This window comes from Acetobacter sp. DmW_043, assembly GCF_002153485.1.
GTDB classification, from domain to species: Bacteria; Pseudomonadota; Alphaproteobacteria; order Acetobacterales; family Acetobacteraceae; genus Acetobacter; species Acetobacter thailandicus.
In genome coordinates this window covers 101,445-124,799 of sequence record NZ_JOMN01000013.1, presented here as the reverse complement: position 1 = coordinate 124,799, position 23,355 = coordinate 101,445, and the positions used below count along the sequence as shown (strand labels likewise).

The window sequence follows — 23,355 nt, the reverse complement described above, 5'->3', positions numbered from 1 at the left end:
CACCGTTAAGATGGTGAATATATGGCACAGCTTACACCATCTGCCTTCTCATCTCTGCGAGAGGTGGCATGAATTATAAAATTTATTTAGAAAATAGCGCCAGGCAGGGTATCACAATGATACTCCGGCCTGGCACGGGCGCTTAGCGGCCTGTCTGGCCTCTGTGACGCAAAAGATGATCTGCGAGAACACAGGCCATCATAGCTTCACCAACAGGCACCGCCCGAATACCAACACAAGGGTCATGACGACCTTTTGTAATAACTTCTTTCTCCACACCATCGCTCGTGACTGATGATACAGGAGTAAGCATCGAGCTGGTTGGTTTTACTGCAAAACGTGCAACCACTGGCTGACCGGTAGAAATACCACCGAGAATACCCCCTGCATGGTTAGCACCAAACGCAATCTGACCATCTCGCATAAACAGCGGATCTGCGTTTTCAACTCCGGTTAAGGCAGCAGAAGCAAAGCCATCACCGATTTCAACACCTTTGACAGCATTAATGCTCATAAAAGCCGCTGCCAGATCTGAATCCAGCTTGCCATAAATGGGCGCGCCTAACCCGGCCGGCACGTTCTCGGCCACAACCTCAATCACGGCTCCGGCTGACAGGCCATTTTTACGGATGGTGGTCAGATACTCTTCCCATGCAGGCACGACAGAGGCATCGGGTGAGAAAAAGGGGTTATTGTTGACCTCACTCCAGTCCCACCCTGAGCGATCAATTTTGTGCGGGCCAAGCTGTATCAGGGCTGCACGTATTCTGACCTGCTCACCCAGAATGCGTCTCGCAACAGCGCCGGCAGCGACGCGCATTGCCGTCTCACGTGCAGAAGAGCGGCCACCCCCCCGATAATCACGAATGCCGTATTTAAGGTCATAGGTCAGATCAGCATGACCTGGCCTGTATGTCTGTGCGATGTCGCCATAATCTCGTGAACGCTGATCTGTGTTTTCAATCAGAAGAGAAACAGGTGTGCCTGTCGTCTTCCCCTCAAAAACACCCGAAAGAATCCTGACAGCATCGGGCTCCTTACGCTGTGTCGTAAAAGAAGATGTGCCTGGTTTTCTGCGGTCCAGAAAAGGCTGAATATCAGCCTCTGATAAAGCAAGACCAGGCGGACACCCATCGACAACACAGCCAATAGCCGGCCCGTGACTTTCCCCCCAGGTCGTTACACGAAATAAATGCCCAAAAGTATTATGAGACACCACGTTCCTCTTATTCGATGGAAATATCCGGTGCTGAAGGGTTTTTCATACCAACGATGTGATACCCACAATCGACATGATGAACCTCCCCTGTCACACCGGCGGAAAGATCAGACAACATGTAAAGGCCTGCCCCACCAACATCGTCAAGAGAAACATTACGCTCAAGCGGTGAATTATGCTGGTTCCACTTAAGAATGTAGCGGAAATCGCCAATACCACTCGCAGCAAGGGTTTTGATCGGACCTGCCGAGACAGCATTAACACGAATGCCATCAGCCCCAAGATCGGCTGCCATATAACGTACTGACGCCTCAAGAGCTGCTTTGGCAACACCCATCACATTATAATGTGGCATTACCCGTTCTGCGCCAAGATAACTCAGCGTTAAAAGTGAGCCGCCTTTTTTCATCAGCCTTGAAGCACGCTGCGCAACAGCTGTGAAAGAAAAGCATGAAATATCCATTGCCGTCAGGAAAGCTTCTCTTGGTGTATCAACATAACGGCCGCGCAAATATTTTTTATCAGCCCAGCCGATAGCATGCACAACGAAATCGAGCTCTCCCCATTCTTTTTCCAGACGTTCAAACACGGCATCAATAGCCGCTTCATCTGATACATCGCAGGGCAGAACCAGCTGAGAGCCAACACTTTCAGCCAGAGGGCGCAGACGCTTACCTAACGCCTCACCCTGATATGTAAAAGCAAGCTCACCACCCTGAGCCGCTACAGCACGAGCAATAGCCCAGGCGATAGAATGGTCGTTAGCTACGCCCATAATAAGACCTTTTTTGCCCTGCATCAGTGTACCCTGTGTTGTACAGGCTGTCGCGTGCTCTGTTGTCATGCTCTATTCCTCAATTAAAAATATTGGGTTATTTAAAAATACGGGGTCATTTAAAGCCGGAGGCATCTGCCATACCCCAACACCCACTGATTTGCCTTTCCCGAAAACTAAAAGCAAGTGTATTCTCCCGGTTGACAAAGTGAAAACTAAGGCACTGTGTCTGACGAGCGATACCCTGAGAGATAAAAGAGCGACATATGGGCGATTATTCTCAAAATACAGAAAACACTCAGACGCTTCTTGACCTGAAGTCTGACCCCTTCGATTTATTTACTGACTGGATGGAAGAAGCAGAGGTCAGTGAACCATCAGATGCTAATGCTATGGTTCTGGCGACCAGCACACCCGATGGTCACCCTTCCCTTCGGGTTGTTCTCCTCAAGGGTGTCGACCGAAACGGTTTTGTGTTCTACACGAACAAAGAAAGCCGCAAAGGCCTTGAACTGGCAGAAAACCCTTTTGTTTCCCTGCTGTTCCACTGGAAAAGCCTTCGCCGACAAATCAGAATTGAAGGCGCTGTCTCCCCTGTTTCGGAGCAGGAGGCAGATCTCTATTTTGCCAGCCGCAGCAGAATGTCAAGGCTGGGAGCCGTTGCCTCAGACCAGTCACGCCCGCTTGAAAACCGTGAAATCTTTAAAAAACGCATTCAGGAAGCTGAAGAGCGCTACGAAGGCCAGCAGGTGCCTCGTCCTGCCAACTGGTCAGGTTACAGAGTGAAGCCTTCAGCCTTTGAGTTCTGGCAGGAGCGTCCCTACAGATTACATGACAGAGCCCGCTGGACACCTGAAGCGAACACCTGGAGCGCGACAAGACTTTATCCCTGATTGTGATATAACAGCCAAAACAGAGTTAAGGAGTGTTACGCTAATGAAAGATGTAAGAAAGATTTTACTTCCTTTACCCAGTACCTCCAACGCAGAAGCCGCGCTGATACGCGGCTATAATTTTGCGCGGCGCTTTCATGCTCATCTTGCTGTTTTGCACATCAGATCTGATGGAAGAGACATAGCTCCCCTGGCCGGTGAAGGCCTGTCTGGTGCTATGGTTGAGGAGCTGATGCGCTCAGCTGAACATGAGAGTGCACGAACCGCACACGACGTCCATCATCTGTTTGTCAGGTTTGTTGCCGAACATAAAGATATCGAAGTTGTGCCCCCGCATTCGCCATTCCCGGCTGATAAAGCAAGCATCAGCTTTTGTACGCTAACGGGCAACCCGGCAGAAATTATACCCTATCACGCACGCCTCTCTGACTTCACACTTGTGCCTCATCCTCAGTCCGGCGAAGAAGTATCTTCTTCAGAAACCCTGCACTCAGTGCTGTTTGACAGTGGCCGCCCGGTTGTTATCGCACCACAAACGCCGACGACCGGCCTTATCAAACGTGTCTGTATCGCATGGAATGGCACAGCAGAGGCCTCATCAGCACTCCGCGCGGCTCTGGCCTGGGCTGTTGGTGCTGAAGCCGTGCGTGTCCTCTACTGCGATGACTATCAGCGCAAAGGGCCTGACGTTGCAGATGTTATAGACTATCTGTCATTCCACGATATCAGGGCTGACACTGTAACATTTGCACCTGTTAATAAAGATGTTGGCAAAGGGCTGCTCGCGGCCTGTAAAGACTTTGATGCTGATATGCTGGTCATGGGTGCTTACTCCCACTCCAGGCTCAGGCAGCTTATCCTTGGCGGTGTAACACGCCATGTCCTGGAACATGCCGACATCACAGTGCTTATGAGCCGCTGACTTTATATAAATACTCAGAAAACGTGCGTGGAGGAGAAATCAGATCTCTTCCATGCCACGCTCTGCCTGTGGAAGACAGAGCTTCATACCATCCCAGGCCGCCTCAATCCCAGATGGCAGATTTTTCTCCATCCACTGCCAGTCCATATCAGGCCCCATATGCGTAAGAATAATACGCTGTGGTTTTATAATTGCCTGCCACTCGACAATACGCTCAAGCCAGGCATGAGCAACATGTGGCTCGCGCTGAAAACAGCCAACGACCCAGGTTTCCACTCCGGCAAGAGCCTCCAGAGCCTGATCACTTAACTCAACAACATCGGTACTATAGGCAAAACGGCCGCAGCGAAGGCCAGCGGAACTTACCTTGCCGTGTATTTGCCCGAAAATCGTAAAACGATAGCCTGCCATGTTAAAATGACCGTAATCTGGCAAACAATTTGCTTCAACAACAGCCCGAAAAAATGAGGGCGGTGTCCAGGGCTGAAACACATAGCCAAACTTATTCCGGATATCATCGAGTGTTTCACGGCGGGCAAACGCTTTGATCGGCTCTTTTATAACTCTGTTTATCCCACGCACATCATCAAGACCAGCCACATGATCAGCATGGGCGTGCGTGAAAAATAACCAGCGAAAGGCACTGATACCGTTTGACAGAAGCTGATGACGAAGATCAGGCCCGGTATCAATCAGAATATTTTCGCCATTATCCATCTCAAGGAAAATGGAAGCGCGCGTACGCCTGTTGCGGGGTTCAGACGGATCGCAACATCCCCATATGCCTGAGCCGTCATCTCCGCCTATCATTGGCACACCGGCTGACCCGCCGCACCCAAGAATGGTGACTTTCATCTCTGAACCACCTGCCCTGTTATGCTGCTTTTCGGAACAGCCTGAAAAAATTCTCAGTCGTCATGCGGGCAAAATCCTCTTCGCTTTGCCCAAACTCACGGGCAAGGCAAGCCGCTGTATGCGCAACAAAAGCAGGCTCATTTCGTTTGCCACGTTTAGGAACAGGCGCAAGATAGGGTGAATCTGTCTCAACCAGCACCCTCTCCCGTGGCACAGAGCGGGCTACATCGCGAAATTCGCCACATTTCGGGAAAGTCGAAATACCAGAAAAACTGACGTAACCACCAAGATCAACCACACACCTGGCCAGATCTGCCCCTGATGCAAAACAATGCAGCAACATCGGGAAAGCACCCCGCTCCGTCTCTTCGCGCAGAATATGCGCAATATCGTCATCAGCCTGCCGGGCATGAATAACCAGCGGAAGACCAAGTTCACGGGCAGCGCCAATATGCCGCCTGAAACTCTCCTGCTGCAAAGGTCTGACCGCTTCTTCACCGTGAAAATAATCGAGACCGCTTTCGCCAATACCGATAACTTCCGGTGCGCTGGCGATCTGAACGATATCTTCAACCTCAGGCAGAGTTTCTTCCCCGACGGAATCAGGGTGTGTACCAACTGTGCACCATATACGCACATCTGGCGTTGAAAAACGTGTCAGAGATTTTTGCTGAGCCGCACGTGACAGATAGGTCCCTATCGTGACCATACCGCTGACACCTGCGGCCTGAGCTGCGGCAAGCAGCCCCGGTATTTCTTCATCTTTAAAATGATCAAGATGACAGTGAGAATCAATCAGACCGGTCATAACTCAGCCAGCTTCCTGTTCGACATAACGGGGGAAAATACCCTGAGGCGCTGGCAGACTACGACCAGCCGGCAGCAGAACCTCAAGAGCAGCAAAGCTTCTCTCATCTTCATTAACACCCAGCTGCACCAGCATTTTCTCCATGCTCTGAGGCATAAAGGGCTGAAGCACTGTTGCGATACTGCGCAGCGTATCAAGCAGCACACGAAGAACGTCTTTCATACGCTCCTCATCTGTTTTACGGAGTGCCCAGGGTGCCTGATGGTCGATATAGGCATTACCTGCACGAATGACTTTCCACACATCTTCAAGAGCATCAGTCAGAGCACAGGCTGCCATGCGATCACTCAGAAGCTGCGGCAGAAGAGAAGCCTGACCAAGAAGCTGCTTATCTTCATCCGTCAGTACCCTGCGCTCAGGCACAACACCGCCACAGTTACGGGCAACGAGAGAGAGCGTGCGCTGACACAGGTTGCCCAAATCGTTCGCCAGCTCAATGTTATTTCTCATAATCATTGATTTACGTGACAGATCGCTGTCGCCGCCAAAAGGGACTTCACGCAGCAGAAAAAACCTGACGCTGTCGAGCCCGAATTCTTTTACAAGTTCACGTGGGTCAACAACATTACCCAGTGACTTGCTCATCTTCTGGCCTTCAACAGTCCACCAGCCATTTGCAAAAATCTTCTCAGGCAGCTCAATACCAGCAGCCATCAGGAATGCAGGCCAGTAAACGGCATGAAAACGAGCAATATCTTTGCCAACAAGGTGCAGACTGGCCGGCCAGAAAGCGGCTTTTTCTGCTGACATATCAGGATAATCAAGCGCGCTCAGGTAATTTGCCAGTGCGTCGAACCAGACATACATCACATGGTCTTCGTCACCTGGTACAGGGACACCCCATTTAAAGCTTGTACGGCTGATAGAAAGATCGCGCAGCCCCTGTTTTACAAAGCTGATAATCTCACGACGTGTGCTGTTTGGCCCTAAAAATTCAGGATTTTTCTCATACAGCTCAAGCAGTCTGTCCTGATATTCTGACAGTTTAAAGAAGTAAGACGGCTCCTTAACCCACTCAACCGGGGCACCGGTAGGAGCTGTTTTTACACCATCTGCACCGGTAACAAGCTCGTCCTCACCATAAAAGCACTCATCACGCAGCGCGTACCAGCCCTCATAAGCACCAGAGTAAATGGCACCATTTTCAGCCACTTTCTGCCACAAAGCCTGAGCACTTTTTATATGGCGCGGCTCGGTCGTGCGAATAAAATCGTCGTACGAAATAGCCATTACATCAGCCATATCGCGAAAATCTGCAGAAATACGATCAGTAAAAAGCTGTGGTGCTATGCCAGCATTCTGCGCGGCCTGTTCAACTTTCTGGCCATGTTCATCTGTTCCGGTAAGAAAGAAAACCTCATGCCCGGACAAACGATGAAAACGTGCGAGAACATCTGCCGCAACCGATGTATAAGCGTGCCCGATATGGGGGGCTCCGTTAACATAATAAATCGGCGTTGTGACGTAAAAACGACTGGTCATACTTTACCCGCAATCATCATCGCTTCGAGAAGCGCTTCCTGTTTATCAAGATTAAAATGGTCGGTCTCATTCTGAAGACGCATAACATTCTCCCACGCCTTAGCGAAAAAGACTGACTTTGTCAGTCCCTGCCTGGCTGAAGAACGGGCCTGTTCCTGCAGGGCATTTGATAACAGACTGAAAAATAAATTAAAACCATTCTCTTTTTTCAAAACTGTTTCAGCCACTATGTATGCATCACTTACTGAAACACCGTTAAGGGCCTGCTGCACCAGACCCGCCATCTGCCCGTCTTCATCAGCCAGAAGATCAAACACCCGCCCGGGAGAGCCCTGCGCTGCGGATAAAGCCCGCTCAAGCTCAGCCGGTGCTGTGCCCGGCGCCTCACGCGCGATCACGGCTGCCAGCTCGGAAGAGGACAAAGGTTTAAGATCAATACGCTGGCAACGGCTTCGTATTGTTGGCAGCAACCGCCCTGGTGAGGAAGATGTCAGCAACAACAGTGCAGACGGAGGTGGCTCCTCAAGAATTTTCAGTAACGCATTGGCAGCGTTACGGTTCATCCACTCGGCACCATCAACAATCACGACACGCCAGCCGCCCTCCGCCGCAGTGCGATGAAGAAAATCATTAACCGGACGCACCTCGTCCATAACAATTTCACCACGGTAACGCTGGCGTTTTTCGTCATAACTACGACTGATAACGAGCAAATCAGCATGTGTTGCCGCAGAGATGCGACGACCGGCAGGGCTTTCAGCACTTTCCCCTCCCAGCACCATCCGGGCCAGATGAAATGCCAGAGTTGCCTTACCAATGCCCGGAGGGCCAGTCAGCAGCCAGGCATGCGGCATACGCCCTGAACGCTTAGCCTCTGTGAAAAGCTGAATCGCCGACTGATGCCCCTGTAAATGCAGGGAGGACAAACGGGGATCTTCTCCGGGTGACGTCATTCTACGGCAATCTTGATAAAATATGTTCGACGATTACAGCATTTACTTTTTCAGCCGGCATATGCTCTGTACTCAGGACAATAACCCTGTTCTTATTTTGTTCCGCTATCGTGCGAAAGCCCTCCGCCACACGAATATGAAAACCCTCATCGGACTTTTCATAACGATCCGTAGGCTTACCTCGCGCTGCAAGCCGCTTACGTGCCGTATCACGCGACACTTCAAGCAGAAACGTCATATCAGGCTGACGACCCAGCTGCTTTTGCAGGTTATTAATCAGAGACAACGTTCCTACTTCACCCTCAGCGCGGCCATAGGCCTGATAAGCCAGAGTTGAGTCAGTAAACCTGTCACACACCACCAGCTTACCTGCAGCAAGAGCCGGTTCGATAACCTGATCAACATGATCAAAGCGTGCGGCAAAATGTGTAAGAATTTCAGAGCGGCGCGAAAAGCTGTGCTGACCAAACAGCAAAAGATTACGTAAATCCTCAGCGACCGGTGAGCCTCCTGGTTCACGCGTTACCAGTATATCCAGCCCACGGGCCTGCAAAGCGCGCTCAAGGAGGGCAAGCTGCGTTGACTTACCAACGCCCTCACCACCCTCCAGTGTAATGAAAAGTCCCTTCGTCATATCTTAAAGATGCATCCGGCGGGCAGCACGTCCAAAGACACCAAGAGCTTGTACGCTTTGTCCGACAATAAGCGGCACGGTCATCTGACGATTACCGGAGAGAGCGATAGTGACTGTTCCCACAGCCTGCCCCTGCACCAGAGGTGCTGGCAAAGGAGACTGATAATCGAACGACACATGGGTATCATTACGCCAGCCATGAGGCAGCAGCAGAGAGACATCCTGAGCAACCATAAGCGGGACTGTTTTTTCATGCCCCATCCAGACAGGAGCCTGGGTCACGACAGTGCCATGCTCAAGAATTCTCGCTGTCTCGAAATTTGCAAAAGACCACCCCAGCAAACGCTCACCCTCACGGGCGCGGGCAGATGATGTTGGCATACCGTTAAGTGCCATCACAACCCGACGACCATCACGCAGCGATGACGCACACAGACCAAAACCACCGGCATCTGTGTGGCCGGTTTTCAGGCCATCAGCCAGACCTTTAACGACGAGGGTATTACGATTTTCCTGACGTATCTTGTTAAAGAAGAACTCTTTTTCTGAGAAGAAATGATAATATTCCGGAAAATCATGGATCAGGCGCACTGCCAGATAAGCGACATCCCGCGCTGACATATAATGCCCTTCAGCAGGCCAGCCCGTTGCATTCATAAAGTGCGAATTTTTCAGCCCCAGCTTTTCAGCTGTTGCATTCATCAGAGCGACAAACTGTTCCTCAGAGCCGGAAATGCCCTCCGCCACAACGATACAGGCATCATTCCCTGACTGAATAACCATCCCCTGAATCAGATCCTGAACAGGAACAGACGCACCAAGAGGCACGAACATACGTGACCCCTGCATACGCCAGGCCCTTTCACTGACCGGCAGAGACTGATCGAGCTTAAGGCGCCCTGAACGCAGCATCTCGAAAGTGATATAAGCCGTCATCATTTTTGTCAGAGAAGACGGCGGCATGCGCTCATCAGCTGCTTTTTCAAGCAGAACAGAACCGCTGTCATAATCAAGAATGCAGGCCCAGCGTGCAACCGTATCAACCGGACCAACCGGTGTAATCGCGGCACCTGTCGAAACATCTGCAGCCGATGCTTCAGCAGCATGATTCTTTTTTAAAGATGGAGCATGCCCTTTACGAGCCTGTGCTGCCAATGAGTAGCCACTGCCAGCAAGAGCTACCCCTCCTGCAAGAAGAAACCGCCGAGTATGCACGCTGTATCCTATTCAACAACAATATGAGATCCGGTCTGACCAGCGGCAAGAGAACCTCTCAACGCTGCATCAGCCTCATGTATAGTCGAAAAAGGGCCTAGTCGGACAGACCACATTTGCCCCTGAGGCGTAATTGTTGGCACCACCAGCGCTCCCTGCCCTGCTGCAGCTCTCTGCGCCGTGTAACGTGATGTGAAATTTGCCGTCTCAACCCACAAGTCTGACGCCGGTGCGGGTGCTCCCTCCTGCCACACAGCGGGCAAATCCGGCAACGACGTTAACGGTCTGCTTTCAGGGTTCACAGCCGCCGTGTGAGAAACTGCCCCGACAGCATGCGGGGCTTCGCTGCTATCCAGGGCATTCTGCAACACTTCTTTGACAGGCATAGCCGCGATCTGAAGTGCGGGACCACCCGGAAGCTGACCAGCAAGTTCACGACTGGCAGTTTCATTTTCAACAATGCGCACTCTCACCGGCTCATGCCCTATACCGAGCACTGATGCGACTCTGGGTGTTACGGCAAGAAGGCGACCAGCCTGGTCTGGCCCGCGATCATTCAGGCGAACGACTGCCTGGCGGCCATTTTCCAGATTAGTCACAGTCACAATCGCCGGCAGCTGCAAAGTCTGATGCGCAGCTGTCATGGTCAGATCGCTTCTGACCTCTCCGTCAGCGGTTAAAGGCGGCGCCCCCTTTACTTTTGGCTGCACGACGGCAAGCCCGGTCTCAGCATATGAAAATGTCTCACGCGGATAAAACCACCGGTTTTCAGCATGCCACGCAGAACCAACCACATAATGGAGAGAGGGCTGTGGTACCGGCCCTGACTGGTGCGACGTATCGCACCCGAACAGCAACAAACAGGCACCAGATAAAATCAGTTGTTTTTTCACGCTATGGCATCCCCCAGCAGACCAACAGCTAATGCGTAAAAATCAGAGGGATTGTAACGTCTGATAACGTTAAAATTTGCATAGACGATAAAAGCCTCACCACCTGGCCCATCCGGACGAACAATAGCGCCAGGCAGGTCAGGGCGTGCAAAACCGCCCCCCAGTACAGGCGTCACCCCCTTACTGACCCAGTATGATGAAGGACGAACGATCGTACGGCCTGTCTCGCTTTGCGCGAGTGTCTCCGGCGTATGCACTGCTTCTCCCCATGGCTCACCATAACGCCAGTGGCACTTAGCAAGGTAATTCGCAACTGAGGCAAAAACATCGGCCTCATTCGTCCAGATATTACGTCGCCCGCCTTCGGGAAAACTCACTGCATAACGCTGATAGGCACTGGGCATAAACTGCGGCTGCCCCATAGCCCCCGCATAGCTGCCCAGCATGGCAGAAGGTGTTATGTCACCCTGGTTAAGAATTTGCAGCGCCTTAAACAGCTCAGCACGAAAAAAAGAGGAACGACGCCCGTCAAATGCCAGAGTCGCAAGCGCATCAATCACATGATAGGTGCCTGTTTTTTTACCATATGCTGATTCCAGCCCCCATATACCGGCAATCGCACCTGTGCTGACTTTGTAAAGCGAACTCACCTGAGAAAAAAGAGACTTGCGCTGCGCCACCGCGGACTGACCATCAAGAATTTTTTTATCTGTAAGAACACGCTCTTTATACTGAGCCCAGGTCAGCGTAAATTCCGGCTGGTGCCTGTCAGCTTTGAGCACTTTTGCATTGGGCGCGGGCGTAACCGCCAGAGCGGCATCAACCACAGAAGCAGACATCCCCTGCCTGATGGCTTCACCTCTTACCACACTCAGAAAGCGGGCATAACGACGCCGCTCCGCAGCATCAACAGTATAATCGCTTATAGTATGCGCTGATGCTGCATACGCACCAGCCGGAAGCGCCAGCAATGAAGCGACCCCGCAAACAAATTGCCTTTTTTTGATATTCATCATTGGCTTACTTTAGTTTTATGTGGTTATTCAGCAAAATTAAAAAAATCAGCTGATCCGGTTCAGCGCGGCGAGGTTTTTATGTTCCTTCTTCTTCACTATAAAAGTAAATATTTTTTATACAGATCTCTTACTATAACAAGCTGATGTCCGACGATATTTATCTTTCTCAAATCTGACAAAGCTCTTTTTCGATAGTTATATGATACACTCCCTTGAGAATTTTCTGGCCTCCTCTGCGCATTCTCCCATTATTCAGATCCTCATTGTCATACTTGCCACTTTTATTCTCGAGGATGCAGCCACTGTCATAACGGCAATACAGGTCAATTTGCACACACTGGGAGCAGGTGAAGCCCTCATTGCCCTTTATATTGGTATCGTCACAGGAGATATCGGGTTATACGGCATGGGGTATCTGGCAGCACGCTGGCCGCCTGCCAGAAAGTGGGTGGAAACCCCCGACCGGGCCATGCAAAAAAAATGGCTGACCAATAACCTGTTCAGAGTTGTTTTTGTCAGTCGCTTTATACCGGGCACACGCCTGCCACTTTATACCGCCTGTGGTTTTTTCAATGCAGGCCTGAAAGTCTTTACTCTTGCAACCTTTCTCGCAACCCTGATCTGGACTTCAGCTCTCTTTGCCTTATCTCTGCACATAGGCAACCTGCTGCTAACGCACCTTGGACAATGGCGATGGGCAGGCATTGCTGGCTTCGTACTGATTATTATCCTGATGGGGCATCTGGCCACACGTATTCAAAAGCAGAAAAAATGACTTCTCACTCCCCTTCACTCCAGGGTAATTCCGGCCATCCTTTATCCAGCTTTGAAACAATGCCTGACTGGCTGTTTTATATCCCTGTCGTGACTTACTATATCCTGCTGGGTCTTCGTTATGGCGATTTATGCCTGCCAACAGCGGCTAATCCACGCATTGAAACCGGCGGGCTGTGCGGTGAAAGTAAAAGTGGCATCCTTGATCTTGCCGGCTCTGTCGCCTCACAATGGATAGCCCCCTACGTCACAGTCACAACAAGCACAAAAGACTATGAACGCGCCCTCGAAAGTATGAAAAAAAAGGGCCTGACTCTTCCGGCTGTTGTTAAACCTGATATTGGCTGCAATGGCAGTGGCGTCAAACTCATCAGGACATATGAAGAGCTGGCAGATATTCTTGCTGCGTTTCCAAGAGGCGTTAAACTCGTTATCCAGAAGCTTATCCCATACAGGCACGAGGCCGGTCTTTTTTATATTCGACACCCCGACCGCCCCAATGGCATTATTTCTTCGCTTACATACAAAGATATCCCAACACTCACAGGCAATGGCCGTGACACCATACTGTCCCTTCTCAGACAGGACCCTCGCGCAAGCCTTCTGCTTGATGTTTATACCCCTCGTCTGAAAGGCCGGCTTGAAGAGGTTTTGCCAGAAGGTCAGACACTTGACCTGGTATTTGCGGGAAATCATTGCAAAGGCAGTATTTTTCGTAATGGCAAAGACGATATCACACCAGCTCTTACCCGCCGGCTTGATGAAATTATGAAAGATATTCCCGACTTCCATTTCGGAAGAGTCGATGTGAAATTTGATAGTGTTGAATCCCTCCGCGAAGGCAAAAATTTCGAAATTATCGAAATTAACGGCATTGGTTCAGAAGCAACGCATATATGGGATTCAAAAACGACCCTGAGGGAAGCCTACGCCACACAGTTTCACCATTATCATGAGGCTTTCCTTATCGGAGCCAAAAAACGAAAAGAAGGCTGGAAACCCTGCCCTCTTTTCTATGGATTCAGATTATGGTTCAGGCAAAGAGACCTGATTGCCTCCTACCCTCTGAATGACTGATATTCAGCCTCACTCATCACATTCCCGCCCGATGCGGGAATGTTTGCGGCCATAAAAATAATAACTGGCCCACCCCAGGATGAGGTATACAAACAGCAGGAACACAGGCACCGGATTGCCGGAAAAAGACGCGGCCACCATATCAATAAACAAAGGTGCTGTCATAACAACACACAGCACCATCCCCATCACGGGCACGTAGCCTATCCATACCCCTCTGATCGTCATGCCTCCGCCAGGCACTGAAAATACCCGTGGTGTATCTGGTGCAGTATTGCGCACCCATATAACGGTAAAGCAGACAATACCAAATGCTGTCGCTGTACCCAGGCTGACAAGGTCACTGATGATATCAATTGGTAAAACTGCTGTTGCCACGGCTGTTATAACACCGAGCACAATCGTGCCGAGCCATGGCGTTTTAAATCTGGGGTGCAGCGCACTAAATAATGGCATAAGCAAACCGTCTTCAGCCATCGCAAAAAAGACGCGACTTTGCGCATAAAGCAGCCCAAGCAGCACCGAACAAAGACCTATAACCGCGCCAATTTTTACAAAAAATGCAAGCCAGGGCTGATGCATCGCATTGACAGCAATAGCCAGAGGGTCAGCCACATTCAGTGTTTTCCATGGTACAACACCAATTAATACGGCCGCCACCACAATATAAATCAGTGTACAGATCAGCAATGAACCGACGATACCTGCTGGCACATCTTTACGTGGGTTACGTGCCTCTGCTGATGCTGTTGAAACAGCCTCAAAGCCAACATAGGCAAAGAAAATAATCGATGCTGCCCTGAAAATGCCAGGCACACCATAACGAAACCCCCCTTCATGGGGAGGGATAAAAGGAACCCAGTAAGAAGGATGAACTGCCCGAAGCCCCAGCACAACAAAAACGACCAGAACACCGACCTTAAGAAAGACAATCGCAGTATTGACCCTTAAAGATTCCTGCACTCCTAAAATCAGAAAACAGGTCACAACCACGACAGAAAAAGCGCCAACCAGGTCAGCCTGCATTCCTGAGCTCAGAATACCCTCAAGAGAAACCTGGAACGTCGTAGCACTCACCTGATGAGGAATAACAATGCCAAAATCCTGCAGAAGGCTGACAGCATATCCCGAAAAACCGGCAGCGACCCCGGCACAGGAAACACCATATTCAAGCAAAAGAAGCCAGCCCACACCCCAGGCGCAGACCTCCCCCATCGAAACATAAGCATATGTATAAGCTGAACCTGAGACCGGCATGGCAGAAGCCAGCTCACCATAAGATAAAGCTGTAAACAGGCAGGCCAGCCCGGCGACAATAAAAGAAAGTAAAATGGACGGCCCTGCATAATTTGCAGCAGCCGTACCGGTCATCACATAAATACCGGCTCCGACGGTGGAGCCCACTCCCAGCATTGTCAGCTGCAATGCCCCCAGCGAGCGCGACAGGCGCTGTGTTTTGTTCTCTTTTTCTATTCTTTCAAGAGATTTACGCCGCGGGTTCCTCTGCTTTACTGATATGTCTCCCATGAAAATTTATATACCCCTCCGAAACAGGTATCAGCACTGTCAGATTGAGAAATGTAAAAGAACGCTCGAAAGGATACCCGCACAGATGCAGTAATAAGCAAAAGGTGAAAGTGCCCATTTGTCGTGATTCTGAAAATAGCGCATCAGAAACGCTGTGCTCAGAAGCGCCACACAGCCAGCGACCAGAGCGGCAAAAAAAGCGACTGAGAGCTGAGAAACATCAAGGTGGAGCGAACGCATCTTCAGGCCTTCTTTAGCCGTTGCGGCCAGAATGACCGGTTCGGCCATTAAAAAGGCAAAGCGTGCCGCTGTATCATGACGCAGCCCCTGAATAAGACCACCGCATATAGTAGCCCCTGAGCGCGAAAAGCCGGGGAAAAATGCAATACACTGAAACAGCCCTATCACCAGGGCATCACGGACAGTCATATCCGCAACAGTACGAACGCCGTATCGACCTCCAAGCCCCCGCAATTTTTCAGCAATCAGGAGCATCAGCCCATTCAAGATCAAAAAGATCGCGGCAGAAGATGCCGAACCAAAAAACTGGCGCAGGACGTGCTCAAATAAAGCGCCGATAATAACTGCGGGAATTGTCGCAATGACCAGAAGGAGAAGAATATGAACACTCTCGCGCTGAATTTGCCTGCCTTCCAGGCCAAGCGTCCCCCTGAACAAGGCCATCCAGTCACTCCAGAAAAAAATAAGAAGTGCAATTGACGTGCCAAGATGCAACATAACGAGGAACGGCAGGAAAGAAATATCGTGCAGATCATAAGACCAGTGCAGTAAGGCAGGAAGAATGACGGCATGGCCAAGGCTGCTCACGGGAAAGAGCTCTGTTGCGCCCTGTAAAATTGCTATAAAAATCGCCTGTAAGAAAGACATTATTACTTATTCCAGATCGGCTCGTACTAAGCTTGTCCTTGCACCAAGAGCCAGTGTGCTGCAAGCATTGATCGACACAGATCCTGATTATAGATAACAACTGACGGAATTTAATACCCTATGAGCCGAAGAAGTCGCACAGGTGCCAAACTCTTTAGCTATGCGATCCTCGCAGGCACCCTGTCCTTTGCTGTTTATGCAGAATCCACTCAGATGGCATTCGGGAAAAAACAGTATGATCTTTCAGCACGTTTTGTCTCAGCTAATGGCCTGAGCAGAGGTGCGGATGTCGATATGGGGGGCATTCCTGTCGGGCGTGTCACGTCAATCACCCTGGACCCCGCCTCACAGATGGCAATCGTAAATTTTCGCGTTAATGCTGAACTTAAAATTCCCGATAACAGCCAGCTGACAATTGGCAGCCCCTCTCTCTCAGCAAACAACGCACTCATCATAGAACCCGGGAACGCACATACCTATGCCTCAGCGGGCAGCCTGATCACCAGCACACAGGAGCCATCGAGCCTGGAACAGCAGGTCAGCAATTATATTTTTGGCGCGGGAAATCTGGGGCAGTAACCCGAAACAGGCAAATAGCAGGCATATTTAAAAAAAATTGCAGGAATATGCGCATATAGCCTTGACGCCCTCCCTACATCGAAGTAGATCAGGGCCACCAGATTATGGCGGCGTAGCTCAGTGGTAGAGCAGGGGAATCATAATCCCTTGGTCGGCGGTTCAAATCCGTCCGCCGCTACCATTTTCTGGATCTCCCTTTAAATATTAAATAATAAAACTCATATTGTTTTACTATTTAATATACTCAAAAAATCCGGAAACAAAAAAGAGTGATTTCCCGAAAGAAACCACTCCCCATTCAGACACCACGTCTTAATCAGGTGTCAGACAATTCTGGTTGTTCCTGAATATCAGGCTGCGGCTCATCCCCTCTTATGGGACGGTTCACCTCACCTCCTTCAGCATCTTCCTCAGCACTTGCCGCTATACGCTGCTGACGCGCCGCCTGACGTTCTGCGCGCTCCTGCTGGCTTTGCTGCGCAGCCTGAGCCATCGCATTCATGATGCGAAAGAAATGCTCTGCATGCTGAAAATAAGCCTCTGCAGCAACGCGATCTCCGGAACTGGTCGCATCACGGCCGTGCTGAAGATATTTTTCAAAAAGCTGCTGAGCGGTTCCTCTTACTCGTACATCAGGTCCATGGCTATCAAACACATGGTTACGGTTCATCGGAATCTGACCGTTCAGATGGCGACCTGAACCGCCGCCGCCGCCACTCCCACCACCAGGCCGATGATTGCGGGTTCGCATCCGTTTTACATTCATGAGCTATTGCAGCACTTTCTCTTTATGGCATTCGAAAGCAGGAAACTGCCTTGTATTCAAAAGGGCATATTTTCCGCATGAAGCCTGAATTGTCTGTCTTGAGCGGGCAACCAGCTGGCAAATAATTGCCAGGCAAAGTGTCCTGGAGGCTTAACCTGAGCAATAAACATCTCAGCCACCATAAGCCTTCGGGATATTAGCAAGCCTCAGCCATAAAGCCAACCTGTTTTTTTAACTACTCTTCTGTCCGGACTTTCAGAGTAACAGCACGCTCGATGCCGGCCAGGTCAGCACACACCTGCACGACTTCCAGCCCCGCATTTTCTGCAACCGCCTGCAGATCCGGGCGCTGATGAATACCTATTTCAAAAATTGCGACACCCTGAGGTGACAGTAAAAATGGCAGACGACTGCATAAAAAACGATAGGCATCCATACCATCAGCCCCGCCATCAAGAGCAGCAACCGGCTCATATAACCGGACATCCGGCATCAGAGTCTGTAAATCAGCTGTCGGAATATAGGGAGGGTTACTGATCACAACATCAAAGCGCACATCCCCTTTCAGGGCATGATCCCAGCTGCCGGCAAAGAAAGATGCACGGTGCGACAGATCACATGATCGTGCGTTTCGGGCGGCAAGCAATGCTGCATCAGGGTTAATATCAATACCAAGCCCCCATGCGTAAGGATATTCATCAAGAGCAGCCAGTAGCAGACATCCCGTCCCTGTCCCCAGGTCTAAAAAAGAGTATGCCCCCTTTTTATCTGCCAGCGCCCCGCTGAGAGAGGAGATAACGGCCTCACTATCAGGCCGGGGGATAAGCGTAGCCGGAGACACCGCGAGATCGAGCGTCCAGAACCCCTGCGCGCCGGTAATATAGGCCATGGGTTCGTGCGCAACCCGTCGAGCAACACAGGCAAGAAACGTAGTTGCCGGCACTATCTCCATCGAGTTGCGCTTTAAAAAAATATGATCAGAACTTTCCCCCAGAGCATACGCCATAAGCATACGGCTTTCCCTCGCAGGGTTTTCTATACCCGCCTGCTCAATCTGCTGCGCTCCGTAAGTCAGAAGCTCTTTCAGCGGCTGGCCTGATATATTATTTTCTGCTCTACTCACGCTCTCTTCCTGTTTTTCCGAAATGGTTATTGCAAATATGTTCTGCGCCCTCCGCAAAGCCACCCTTGCACTCCCGCGACTACCCGCTGCCCTGACCAGTCTGATGCTTTTGCAGGCCTGCGCAGCACATGCCGGTGAATTTCATATATCTGATAGCAAAGCCAGTGACGAACTCTCTGAAGTCACACGTATTTATATTGACGGGACACTGGCTGCGACTATCAGGCTGGACGATAAAACTCAGGAAAAAACTGTTAAAGTCATGACACCAGCCGGACGGGTTGAGCACACTTACACGCTTTGCGGGCAAATTACGATACGAAACCCCGAAGGTATGGTTGAAACACACGAGGTCAGCAGCGACGGCATCCTCCATCATCCCGACGGCCGCCTGCTTTACGCACTGGGAAGCAACAACTTCACCGAATTCTACCTGCTTGACCCTGATGATCCTGACGCATCAGAACACCATACATCACACTCACGGGTCTGCTCTACGCCCGTCAGTTAGCAATAAAAAAAGCCCCGGCGAAAACCCCGGAGCTTAGCAAAGCCTGCAAAAACAAATCAGGCTACAGCAATTTTGTCGCCATCCTTATCTTTTTTCGCTATTTTTTCAATCGCAACCGGCAGCACTTTAGCAAGGACAGGCAGCAGCGGCGCCAGAGGGAGCCCTGTGCAGCTGGCAATAAGCTTTGCCTGATCACTTGTCAGAACACGCTGCAATTCTTCTGTTGTTAAAGACTGCGCCGGCCCTGGCCCCACCCATGAGCGGGCCTTATCACCCAGACCAACACTATCAAACTGCTGAATAAGTTTCTCGACACCAGCCTGACCGACACCAGACCCAAGCACCTTTGTCAGCGCGTCTGTTGCTTTGTCTTCAAGCCCCGCAGAGCTTAAAGCTTTATCTTTAAGTTTATTAAGAAAACCACTCATTTGCTTTCTCCCAGTAATCCCGAGAAAAAATTTTCAGCCTCAGGATCTGAAATCGGAAATAAAATAAAAAAATCAGGATAAAACCTGATATTTAAATAATTATTATAAATAAATATGGCAATAGATTTAATGTAAATATTTCAATTAAAAATAAAATCTATTATTGTTATATAAATCTTAAATATTTTAGAAATATATAACAAAAAACCCTCTCTGCTTTAACACCAGAGAGGGTCTGTCATTTTAACCAGCTAAAAACGGTATCAGATACCCTGTGCCGCAAGCAAAGCAGCCTGTTCTTCCTGGGTCAGTGCATCAACAAACTCATCAATTTCGCCCAGCATAATACGGTCAATTTTATAAAGCGTCAGATTTACACGGTGATCTGTCACCCTGCCCTGCGGAAAATTATAAGTTCTGATACGCTCTGAGCGGTCACCCGTACCAACCTGAGATTTCCGGTCAGCCGCACGGCTCGCATGGGCCTGTGCACGTTCCTGCTCATACAGGCGGGCCCGCAAAATCTTCATCGCTTTCGCACGATTTTTATGCTGGCTTTTTTCTTCCTGCATTGCCACGACAATACCTGAAGGAATGTGCGTAATACGCACCGCGCTTTCTGTTTTATTCACATGCTGCCCCCCTGCGCCGGACGCACGATAAACATCAATACGCAAGTCTGTCTCAGAAACTGTTACATCAACTTCTTCAGCTTCAGGCAGTACAGCGACGGTCACCGTTGAAGTATGAATACGCCCCTGACTTTCAGTCGCCGGCACACGCTGCACACGGTGCACACCTGATTCATATTTAAGGCGGGCAAAAACACCACGACCTGTAATTTCGGCAATACCTTCGCGCAGGCCGCCAAGCTCACTCTCATCATAATCCATAACCGAAAACTGCCAGCCCCTCAGGTCAGCATAACGGCGATAAAGATCAAACAGCTCGGAAGCAAACAGGGCAGCTTCGTCGCCCCCTGCAGCCGGACGTATTTCAAGAATAGCACTTCGCTCGTCAGCTTCATCACGCGGCAGCAATGCGAGGCGAACACTCTGACGCAGCTCGGGCAAACTCTCCTGCAAACGAGAAAGTTCCCCTTCAGCCAGCTCTTTCATTTCAGGGTCAGAAAGCAGCTGCTCAGCCTGCTGCGCTTCTTCTTCAGCCTGACGCAAAGCATTAATACGCTCCACAACCGGGCCAATATCAGCATATTCCCGTGAAGCCTGGGTAAACGCCTCACCACTGACACCGCTGGCAAGAATATTCTCAAGCTCAAGAGCGCGGCTTACAATTCTGTCGAGCTGCTCATCAAAATTCATCAGATGGCGGCCTTTTCACCCGATAAAAAGAATGTCGCCGCATCTGATAACACGCTGTCGAGCGTAACTTCGCTCTCCTGCCCGCTTTCCATATGCTTAATACGGCATACACCCCGCTCTACCTCATCTTCTCCCAGAAAGAGAACATAAGCTGCATTCTGCTTACCTGCCCGTTCCATGCGTTTACGCAAAGAACCGCGATAACCCATTTCAACATACACACCCTGCTGACGCAGAGACTGCAAGACCTTAAACACCGTACCTTCAGCGGGAGAGCCAACCGGCACAATAATCACGGGGCGTGCGGGCTCAGGTGCTGTGTCAAGCAGCATTGACAAACGCTCAACACCGGCTGCCAGACCAACGGAGGGTACTGCCGGGCCACCCATCTGCTTTACCAGACCATCATAACGGCCACCCGCCATAACAGTACCCTGAGACCCCAGCTTATCTGTCACAAATTCAAACGTGGTGTGATTATAATAATCAAGGCCACGCACAATGCTGGTATTGACCCTGTAAGAAATACCAAAATTATCGAGCGTACGACGCAGATCATCCCAGAATGTGCTGGCCTCAGGCGTAAGAAACTCAGCCATCTGCGGAGCATCAGCCACCAGCGCACGGTCGCTTCGGTCCTTACTGTCGAGAATACGCAGAGGATTTTTTTCAAGACGGACACGACTGTCCTCTGACAGCTGGTCCTTATAACGCGAGAAATACGCGATAAGGGCTTCACGCCAGGCCTCACGACTTGCAGCGTCACCCAGTGTATTCAGCTCAAGCGTAACGTGTTCAGCCACGCCCAGATCCTGCAAAATCTGATACCCTAAGGCAATAACCTCAGCATCTGCCTGAGGTTCGGCAGCGCCCATCAGCTCAACACCAATCTGATGAAACTGACGGTAACGCCCTTTCTGCGGCCGCTCATAACGGAACATCGGGCCGGCATAGAACACCTTCTGCGGCAAAGACTGTGTCAGACCATTTGTCACCAGAGCACGACAAATCGCGGCCGTACCTTCAGGGCGTAATGTAATGCTTTCCCCATCACGGTCACTAAAAGAGTACATCTCTTTTGAGACCACATCTGACGTATCCCCCAGTGAGCGCGAGAATACCCGTGTGTCTTCAAAAATCGGGGTAGACCACTCTCCAAAGCCGTAAAGCGCAGAGATACGACGTGCTGCAGACACAACATGGCTGTGACGTCTCTGGTTCTCACCGATAAGATCGTGCGTTCCTCTGACGGGCTGGATAATGCTCACGGGATATAATCCTGACAGATGCCACAGCACCTCTGACCAGAGGCGGGCTCAGTTTTTTTAATACAAATAACAGTTTTCTCAGGCAGAAATACCACCTGAGAAAACCTTACAAAAAGAGATCTGATTATTTTGCAATCAGGGCTTCAGCACGCTCTTTTTCAGCTTTTTCCTTTGCCTCTTCGGCCTGGATATTAGCAACACGCTCTTCAACCAGTTCAACGACATGCTCAATCATATCAGCGGCCGGGATGGTATGATCCTGCTTACCGGCTGAGTACACCATGTGACGACCTGAACCACCACCGGTAACACCCAGGTCAGTCATCAGTGCTTCACCAGGGCCATTGACCACACACCCGATAATAGAGAGTGTCAGTGGCGTTTTAATATGGGCAAGGCGGTCTTCAAGTGTCTGAACCGTCTCGACAACATTAAAGCCCTGACGCGCACAGGACGGGCAGGAGATAATTTTTACACCGCGATGACGCAGCCCCAGTGACTTGAGAATATCCCAGCCAACAAGCACTTCCTCTTCCGGTGCAGCAGAAAGAGACACACGCATTGTATCACCAATACCAGCCCAGAGCAGATTGCCCAGACCAATAGAAGACTTAACCGTACCTGCGCGTTTACTGCCAGCTTCTGTAATACCGATATGGAGGGGATAATCACAGGCCTCAGCCAGCTGCTGATAAGCTGCAACAGCCATAAAGACATCAGATGCTTTTACGCTGATCTTAAATTCACGGAAATCATGATCTTCAAGGATTTTTGCATGCTCGAGTGCACTGTCAACCAGAGCCTCAGGGTTAGGCTCACCATATTTTTCAAGCAAATGCTTCTCAAGAGAGCCGGCATTCACACCGATACGGATAGAGCAGCCATAATCTTTAGCTGCATTAACAACTTCTCTCACACGTTCCGCGCTGCCAATATTGCCCGGGTTAATACGCAGGCAGGCAGCACCAGCTTTAGCAGCCTCAATGGCGCGCTTATAATGAAAATGAATGTCAGCGACGATCGGCACATTCACTTCACGTACGATTTCTGCAAGCGCTGCCGTGCTTTCCTCATCAGGGCACGAAACACGTACAATATCCACGCCAGCCAGCTCTGCACGACGGATCTGTTCAATAGTCGCCTGGGCATCGCTCGTCAGCGTGTTGGTCATTGTCTGCACTGAAATCGGTGCATCTCCGCCCACAGCAACTTTGCCAACGTGAATTTGCCGGGATTTGCGACGTTCGATATGCTGGTAAGGCCGGTAGCCGCTCATCTTGCATCCTTTTGTCAATACGACACTTGGTTAAACAGACCACAACATCACACTGCGTGGCCCTGGTACTACTATGGTGCCTTCCTGCCAA

General features: G+C 50.4%; 24 protein-coding genes and 1 tRNA gene. 7 read left to right on the top strand and 18 right to left on the bottom strand.

Features of this window, described 5'->3' with window-relative positions; genetic code table 11:
- Positions 1 to 142 precede the first annotated feature (142 nt).
- Together aroC and fabI are read right to left on the bottom strand one after the other, a co-directional pair.
- Entirely contained in the window at positions 143 to 1,216 is a 1,074-nt protein-coding gene (aroC, locus tag HK11_RS04730; RefSeq protein ID WP_086554184.1) for a chorismate synthase, read from the bottom strand.
- Positions 1,217 to 1,226: 10 nt separating this feature from the next.
- Positions 1,227 to 2,063 carry an enoyl-ACP reductase FabI gene (fabI, locus tag HK11_RS04725; protein ID WP_086554183.1) on the bottom strand — a complete coding sequence of 279 codons (837 nt, stop codon included), beginning with the start codon at positions 2,061 to 2,063 and terminating at the stop codon, positions 1,227 to 1,229.
- Positions 2,064 to 2,260: 197 nt separating this feature from the next.
- On the opposite strand from fabI, the gene pdxH reads away from it, so the two are divergent.
- Both pdxH and HK11_RS04715 read left to right on the top strand, forming a co-directional pair.
- Positions 2,261 to 2,887 (top strand): pyridoxamine 5'-phosphate oxidase, encoded by a 627-nt coding sequence (gene pdxH, locus HK11_RS04720; RefSeq protein WP_086554182.1) that lies wholly within the window; start codon positions 2,261 to 2,263, stop codon positions 2,885 to 2,887.
- A 43-nt stretch (positions 2,888 to 2,930) separates the two neighbouring features.
- Complete coding sequence (locus HK11_RS04715; protein WP_086554181.1) at positions 2,931 to 3,809, top strand: universal stress protein; 879 nt, start codon at positions 2,931 to 2,933, stop codon at positions 3,807 to 3,809.
- Positions 3,810 to 3,848: 39 nt separating this feature from the next.
- Here the strand turns inward: HK11_RS04715 and HK11_RS04710 are convergent, their stop codons facing one another.
- The 8 genes from HK11_RS04710 to HK11_RS04675 are packed head-to-tail and all read right to left on the bottom strand — an operon-like array spanning position 3,849 to position 11,725.
- Entirely contained in the window at positions 3,849 to 4,664 is an 816-nt protein-coding gene (locus HK11_RS04710) for an MBL fold metallo-hydrolase (RefSeq protein ID WP_086554180.1), read from the bottom strand.
- Positions 4,665 to 4,683: 19 nt separating this feature from the next.
- Complete coding sequence (locus HK11_RS04705) at positions 4,684 to 5,472, bottom strand: TatD family hydrolase (protein WP_086554179.1); 789 nt, start codon at positions 5,470 to 5,472, stop codon at positions 4,684 to 4,686.
- Between the two features lie 3 nt (positions 5,473 to 5,475).
- On the bottom strand, positions 5,476 to 7,014 hold the full coding sequence (gene metG / locus HK11_RS04700; protein WP_086554178.1) for a methionine--tRNA ligase: 1,539 nt from the start codon (positions 7,012 to 7,014) through the stop codon (positions 5,476 to 5,478).
- Positions 7,011 to 7,967 (bottom strand): DNA polymerase III subunit delta', encoded by a 957-nt coding sequence (locus HK11_RS04695; RefSeq protein WP_086554177.1) that lies wholly within the window; start codon positions 7,965 to 7,967, stop codon positions 7,011 to 7,013. Before HK11_RS04695 ends, metG begins: the two co-directional genes overlap by 4 nt.
- Before the next feature lies 1 nt (position 7,968).
- A complete protein-coding gene (gene tmk, locus HK11_RS04690; RefSeq protein WP_086554176.1) occupies positions 7,969 to 8,601 on the bottom strand; it encodes a dTMP kinase in 633 nt (210 codons plus the stop codon).
- A 3-nt stretch (positions 8,602 to 8,604) separates the two neighbouring features.
- Entirely contained in the window at positions 8,605 to 9,816 is a 1,212-nt protein-coding gene (locus tag HK11_RS04685) for a D-alanyl-D-alanine carboxypeptidase family protein (RefSeq protein WP_086554175.1), read from the bottom strand.
- An 8-nt stretch (positions 9,817 to 9,824) separates the two neighbouring features.
- Complete coding sequence (locus HK11_RS04680) at positions 9,825 to 10,709, bottom strand: septal ring lytic transglycosylase RlpA family protein (protein WP_233133313.1); 885 nt, start codon at positions 10,707 to 10,709, stop codon at positions 9,825 to 9,827.
- Positions 10,706 to 11,725 (bottom strand): lytic transglycosylase domain-containing protein, encoded by a 1,020-nt coding sequence (locus HK11_RS04675; protein WP_233133312.1) that lies wholly within the window; start codon positions 11,723 to 11,725, stop codon positions 10,706 to 10,708. Before HK11_RS04675 ends, HK11_RS04680 begins: the two co-directional genes overlap by 4 nt.
- A gap of 199 nt (positions 11,726 to 11,924) precedes the next feature.
- On the opposite strand from HK11_RS04675, the gene HK11_RS04670 reads away from it, so the two are divergent.
- Both HK11_RS04670 and HK11_RS04665 read left to right on the top strand, forming a co-directional pair.
- Complete coding sequence (locus tag HK11_RS04670; protein WP_086554174.1) at positions 11,925 to 12,500, top strand: DedA family protein; 576 nt, start codon at positions 11,925 to 11,927, stop codon at positions 12,498 to 12,500.
- A complete protein-coding gene (locus HK11_RS04665) occupies positions 12,497 to 13,576 on the top strand; it encodes an ATP-grasp domain-containing protein (RefSeq protein ID WP_086554173.1) in 1,080 nt (359 codons plus the stop codon). The genes HK11_RS04670 and HK11_RS04665 overlap by 4 nt, the downstream gene beginning before the upstream one ends.
- Positions 13,577 to 13,585: 9 nt before the next feature.
- Here HK11_RS04665 and HK11_RS04660 read toward each other — a convergent pair whose 3' ends face one another.
- Positions 13,586 to 15,103, bottom strand: a complete 1,518-nt coding sequence (locus tag HK11_RS04660; protein WP_086554172.1) for an amino acid permease — start codon at positions 15,101 to 15,103, stop codon at positions 13,586 to 13,588.
- A gap of 39 nt (positions 15,104 to 15,142) precedes the next feature.
- The gene (locus tag HK11_RS04655; protein ID WP_086554171.1) at positions 15,143 to 15,991 is read right to left on the bottom strand and encodes an undecaprenyl-diphosphate phosphatase; all 849 of its coding nucleotides are present in this window, start codon (positions 15,989 to 15,991) and stop codon (positions 15,143 to 15,145) included.
- Between the two features lie 120 nt (positions 15,992 to 16,111).
- On the opposite strand from HK11_RS04655, the gene HK11_RS04650 reads away from it, so the two are divergent.
- Both HK11_RS04650 and HK11_RS04645 read left to right on the top strand, forming a co-directional pair.
- Positions 16,112 to 16,570: an MlaD family protein gene (locus HK11_RS04650; protein ID WP_086554170.1), complete on the top strand. Its 459-nt coding sequence runs from the start codon at positions 16,112 to 16,114 to the stop codon at positions 16,568 to 16,570.
- Between the two features lie 106 nt (positions 16,571 to 16,676).
- A tRNA-Met gene (locus HK11_RS04645) sits at positions 16,677 to 16,751 on the top strand.
- 135 nt (positions 16,752 to 16,886) lie between these two features.
- On the opposite strand, the gene HK11_RS04640 is transcribed toward HK11_RS04645, so the two are convergent.
- Together HK11_RS04640 and prmC are read right to left on the bottom strand one after the other, a co-directional pair.
- Positions 16,887 to 17,336 carry a DUF4167 domain-containing protein gene (locus tag HK11_RS04640; protein ID WP_086554169.1) on the bottom strand — a complete coding sequence of 150 codons (450 nt, stop codon included), beginning with the start codon at positions 17,334 to 17,336 and terminating at the stop codon, positions 16,887 to 16,889.
- A 235-nt stretch (positions 17,337 to 17,571) separates the two neighbouring features.
- A complete protein-coding gene (prmC, locus tag HK11_RS04635) occupies positions 17,572 to 18,459 on the bottom strand; it encodes a peptide chain release factor N(5)-glutamine methyltransferase (RefSeq protein ID WP_086554168.1) in 888 nt (295 codons plus the stop codon).
- A 37-nt stretch (positions 18,460 to 18,496) separates the two neighbouring features.
- Here prmC and HK11_RS04630 point away from each other — a divergent pair, with 37 nt between their 5' ends.
- Positions 18,497 to 18,970: a hypothetical protein gene (locus tag HK11_RS04630; protein ID WP_233127664.1), complete on the top strand. Its 474-nt coding sequence runs from the start codon at positions 18,497 to 18,499 to the stop codon at positions 18,968 to 18,970.
- A 56-nt stretch (positions 18,971 to 19,026) separates the two neighbouring features.
- Here HK11_RS04630 and HK11_RS04625 read toward each other — a convergent pair whose 3' ends face one another.
- From HK11_RS04625 to ispG, 4 genes are all read right to left on the bottom strand, one after another.
- Entirely contained in the window at positions 19,027 to 19,398 is a 372-nt protein-coding gene (locus tag HK11_RS04625; protein ID WP_086554167.1) for a YidB family protein, read from the bottom strand.
- Positions 19,399 to 19,661: 263 nt separating this feature from the next.
- Complete coding sequence (gene prfA, locus HK11_RS04620; RefSeq protein WP_086554166.1) at positions 19,662 to 20,720, bottom strand: peptide chain release factor 1; 1,059 nt, start codon at positions 20,718 to 20,720, stop codon at positions 19,662 to 19,664.
- A complete protein-coding gene (hisS, locus tag HK11_RS04615; protein ID WP_086554165.1) occupies positions 20,720 to 21,988 on the bottom strand; it encodes a histidine--tRNA ligase in 1,269 nt (422 codons plus the stop codon). The genes prfA and hisS overlap by 1 nt, the downstream gene beginning before the upstream one ends.
- A 124-nt stretch (positions 21,989 to 22,112) precedes the next feature.
- Positions 22,113 to 23,264 (bottom strand): flavodoxin-dependent (E)-4-hydroxy-3-methylbut-2-enyl-diphosphate synthase, encoded by a 1,152-nt coding sequence (ispG, locus tag HK11_RS04610; RefSeq protein ID WP_086554164.1) that lies wholly within the window; start codon positions 23,262 to 23,264, stop codon positions 22,113 to 22,115.
- Positions 23,265 to 23,355: the final 91 nt, after the last annotated feature.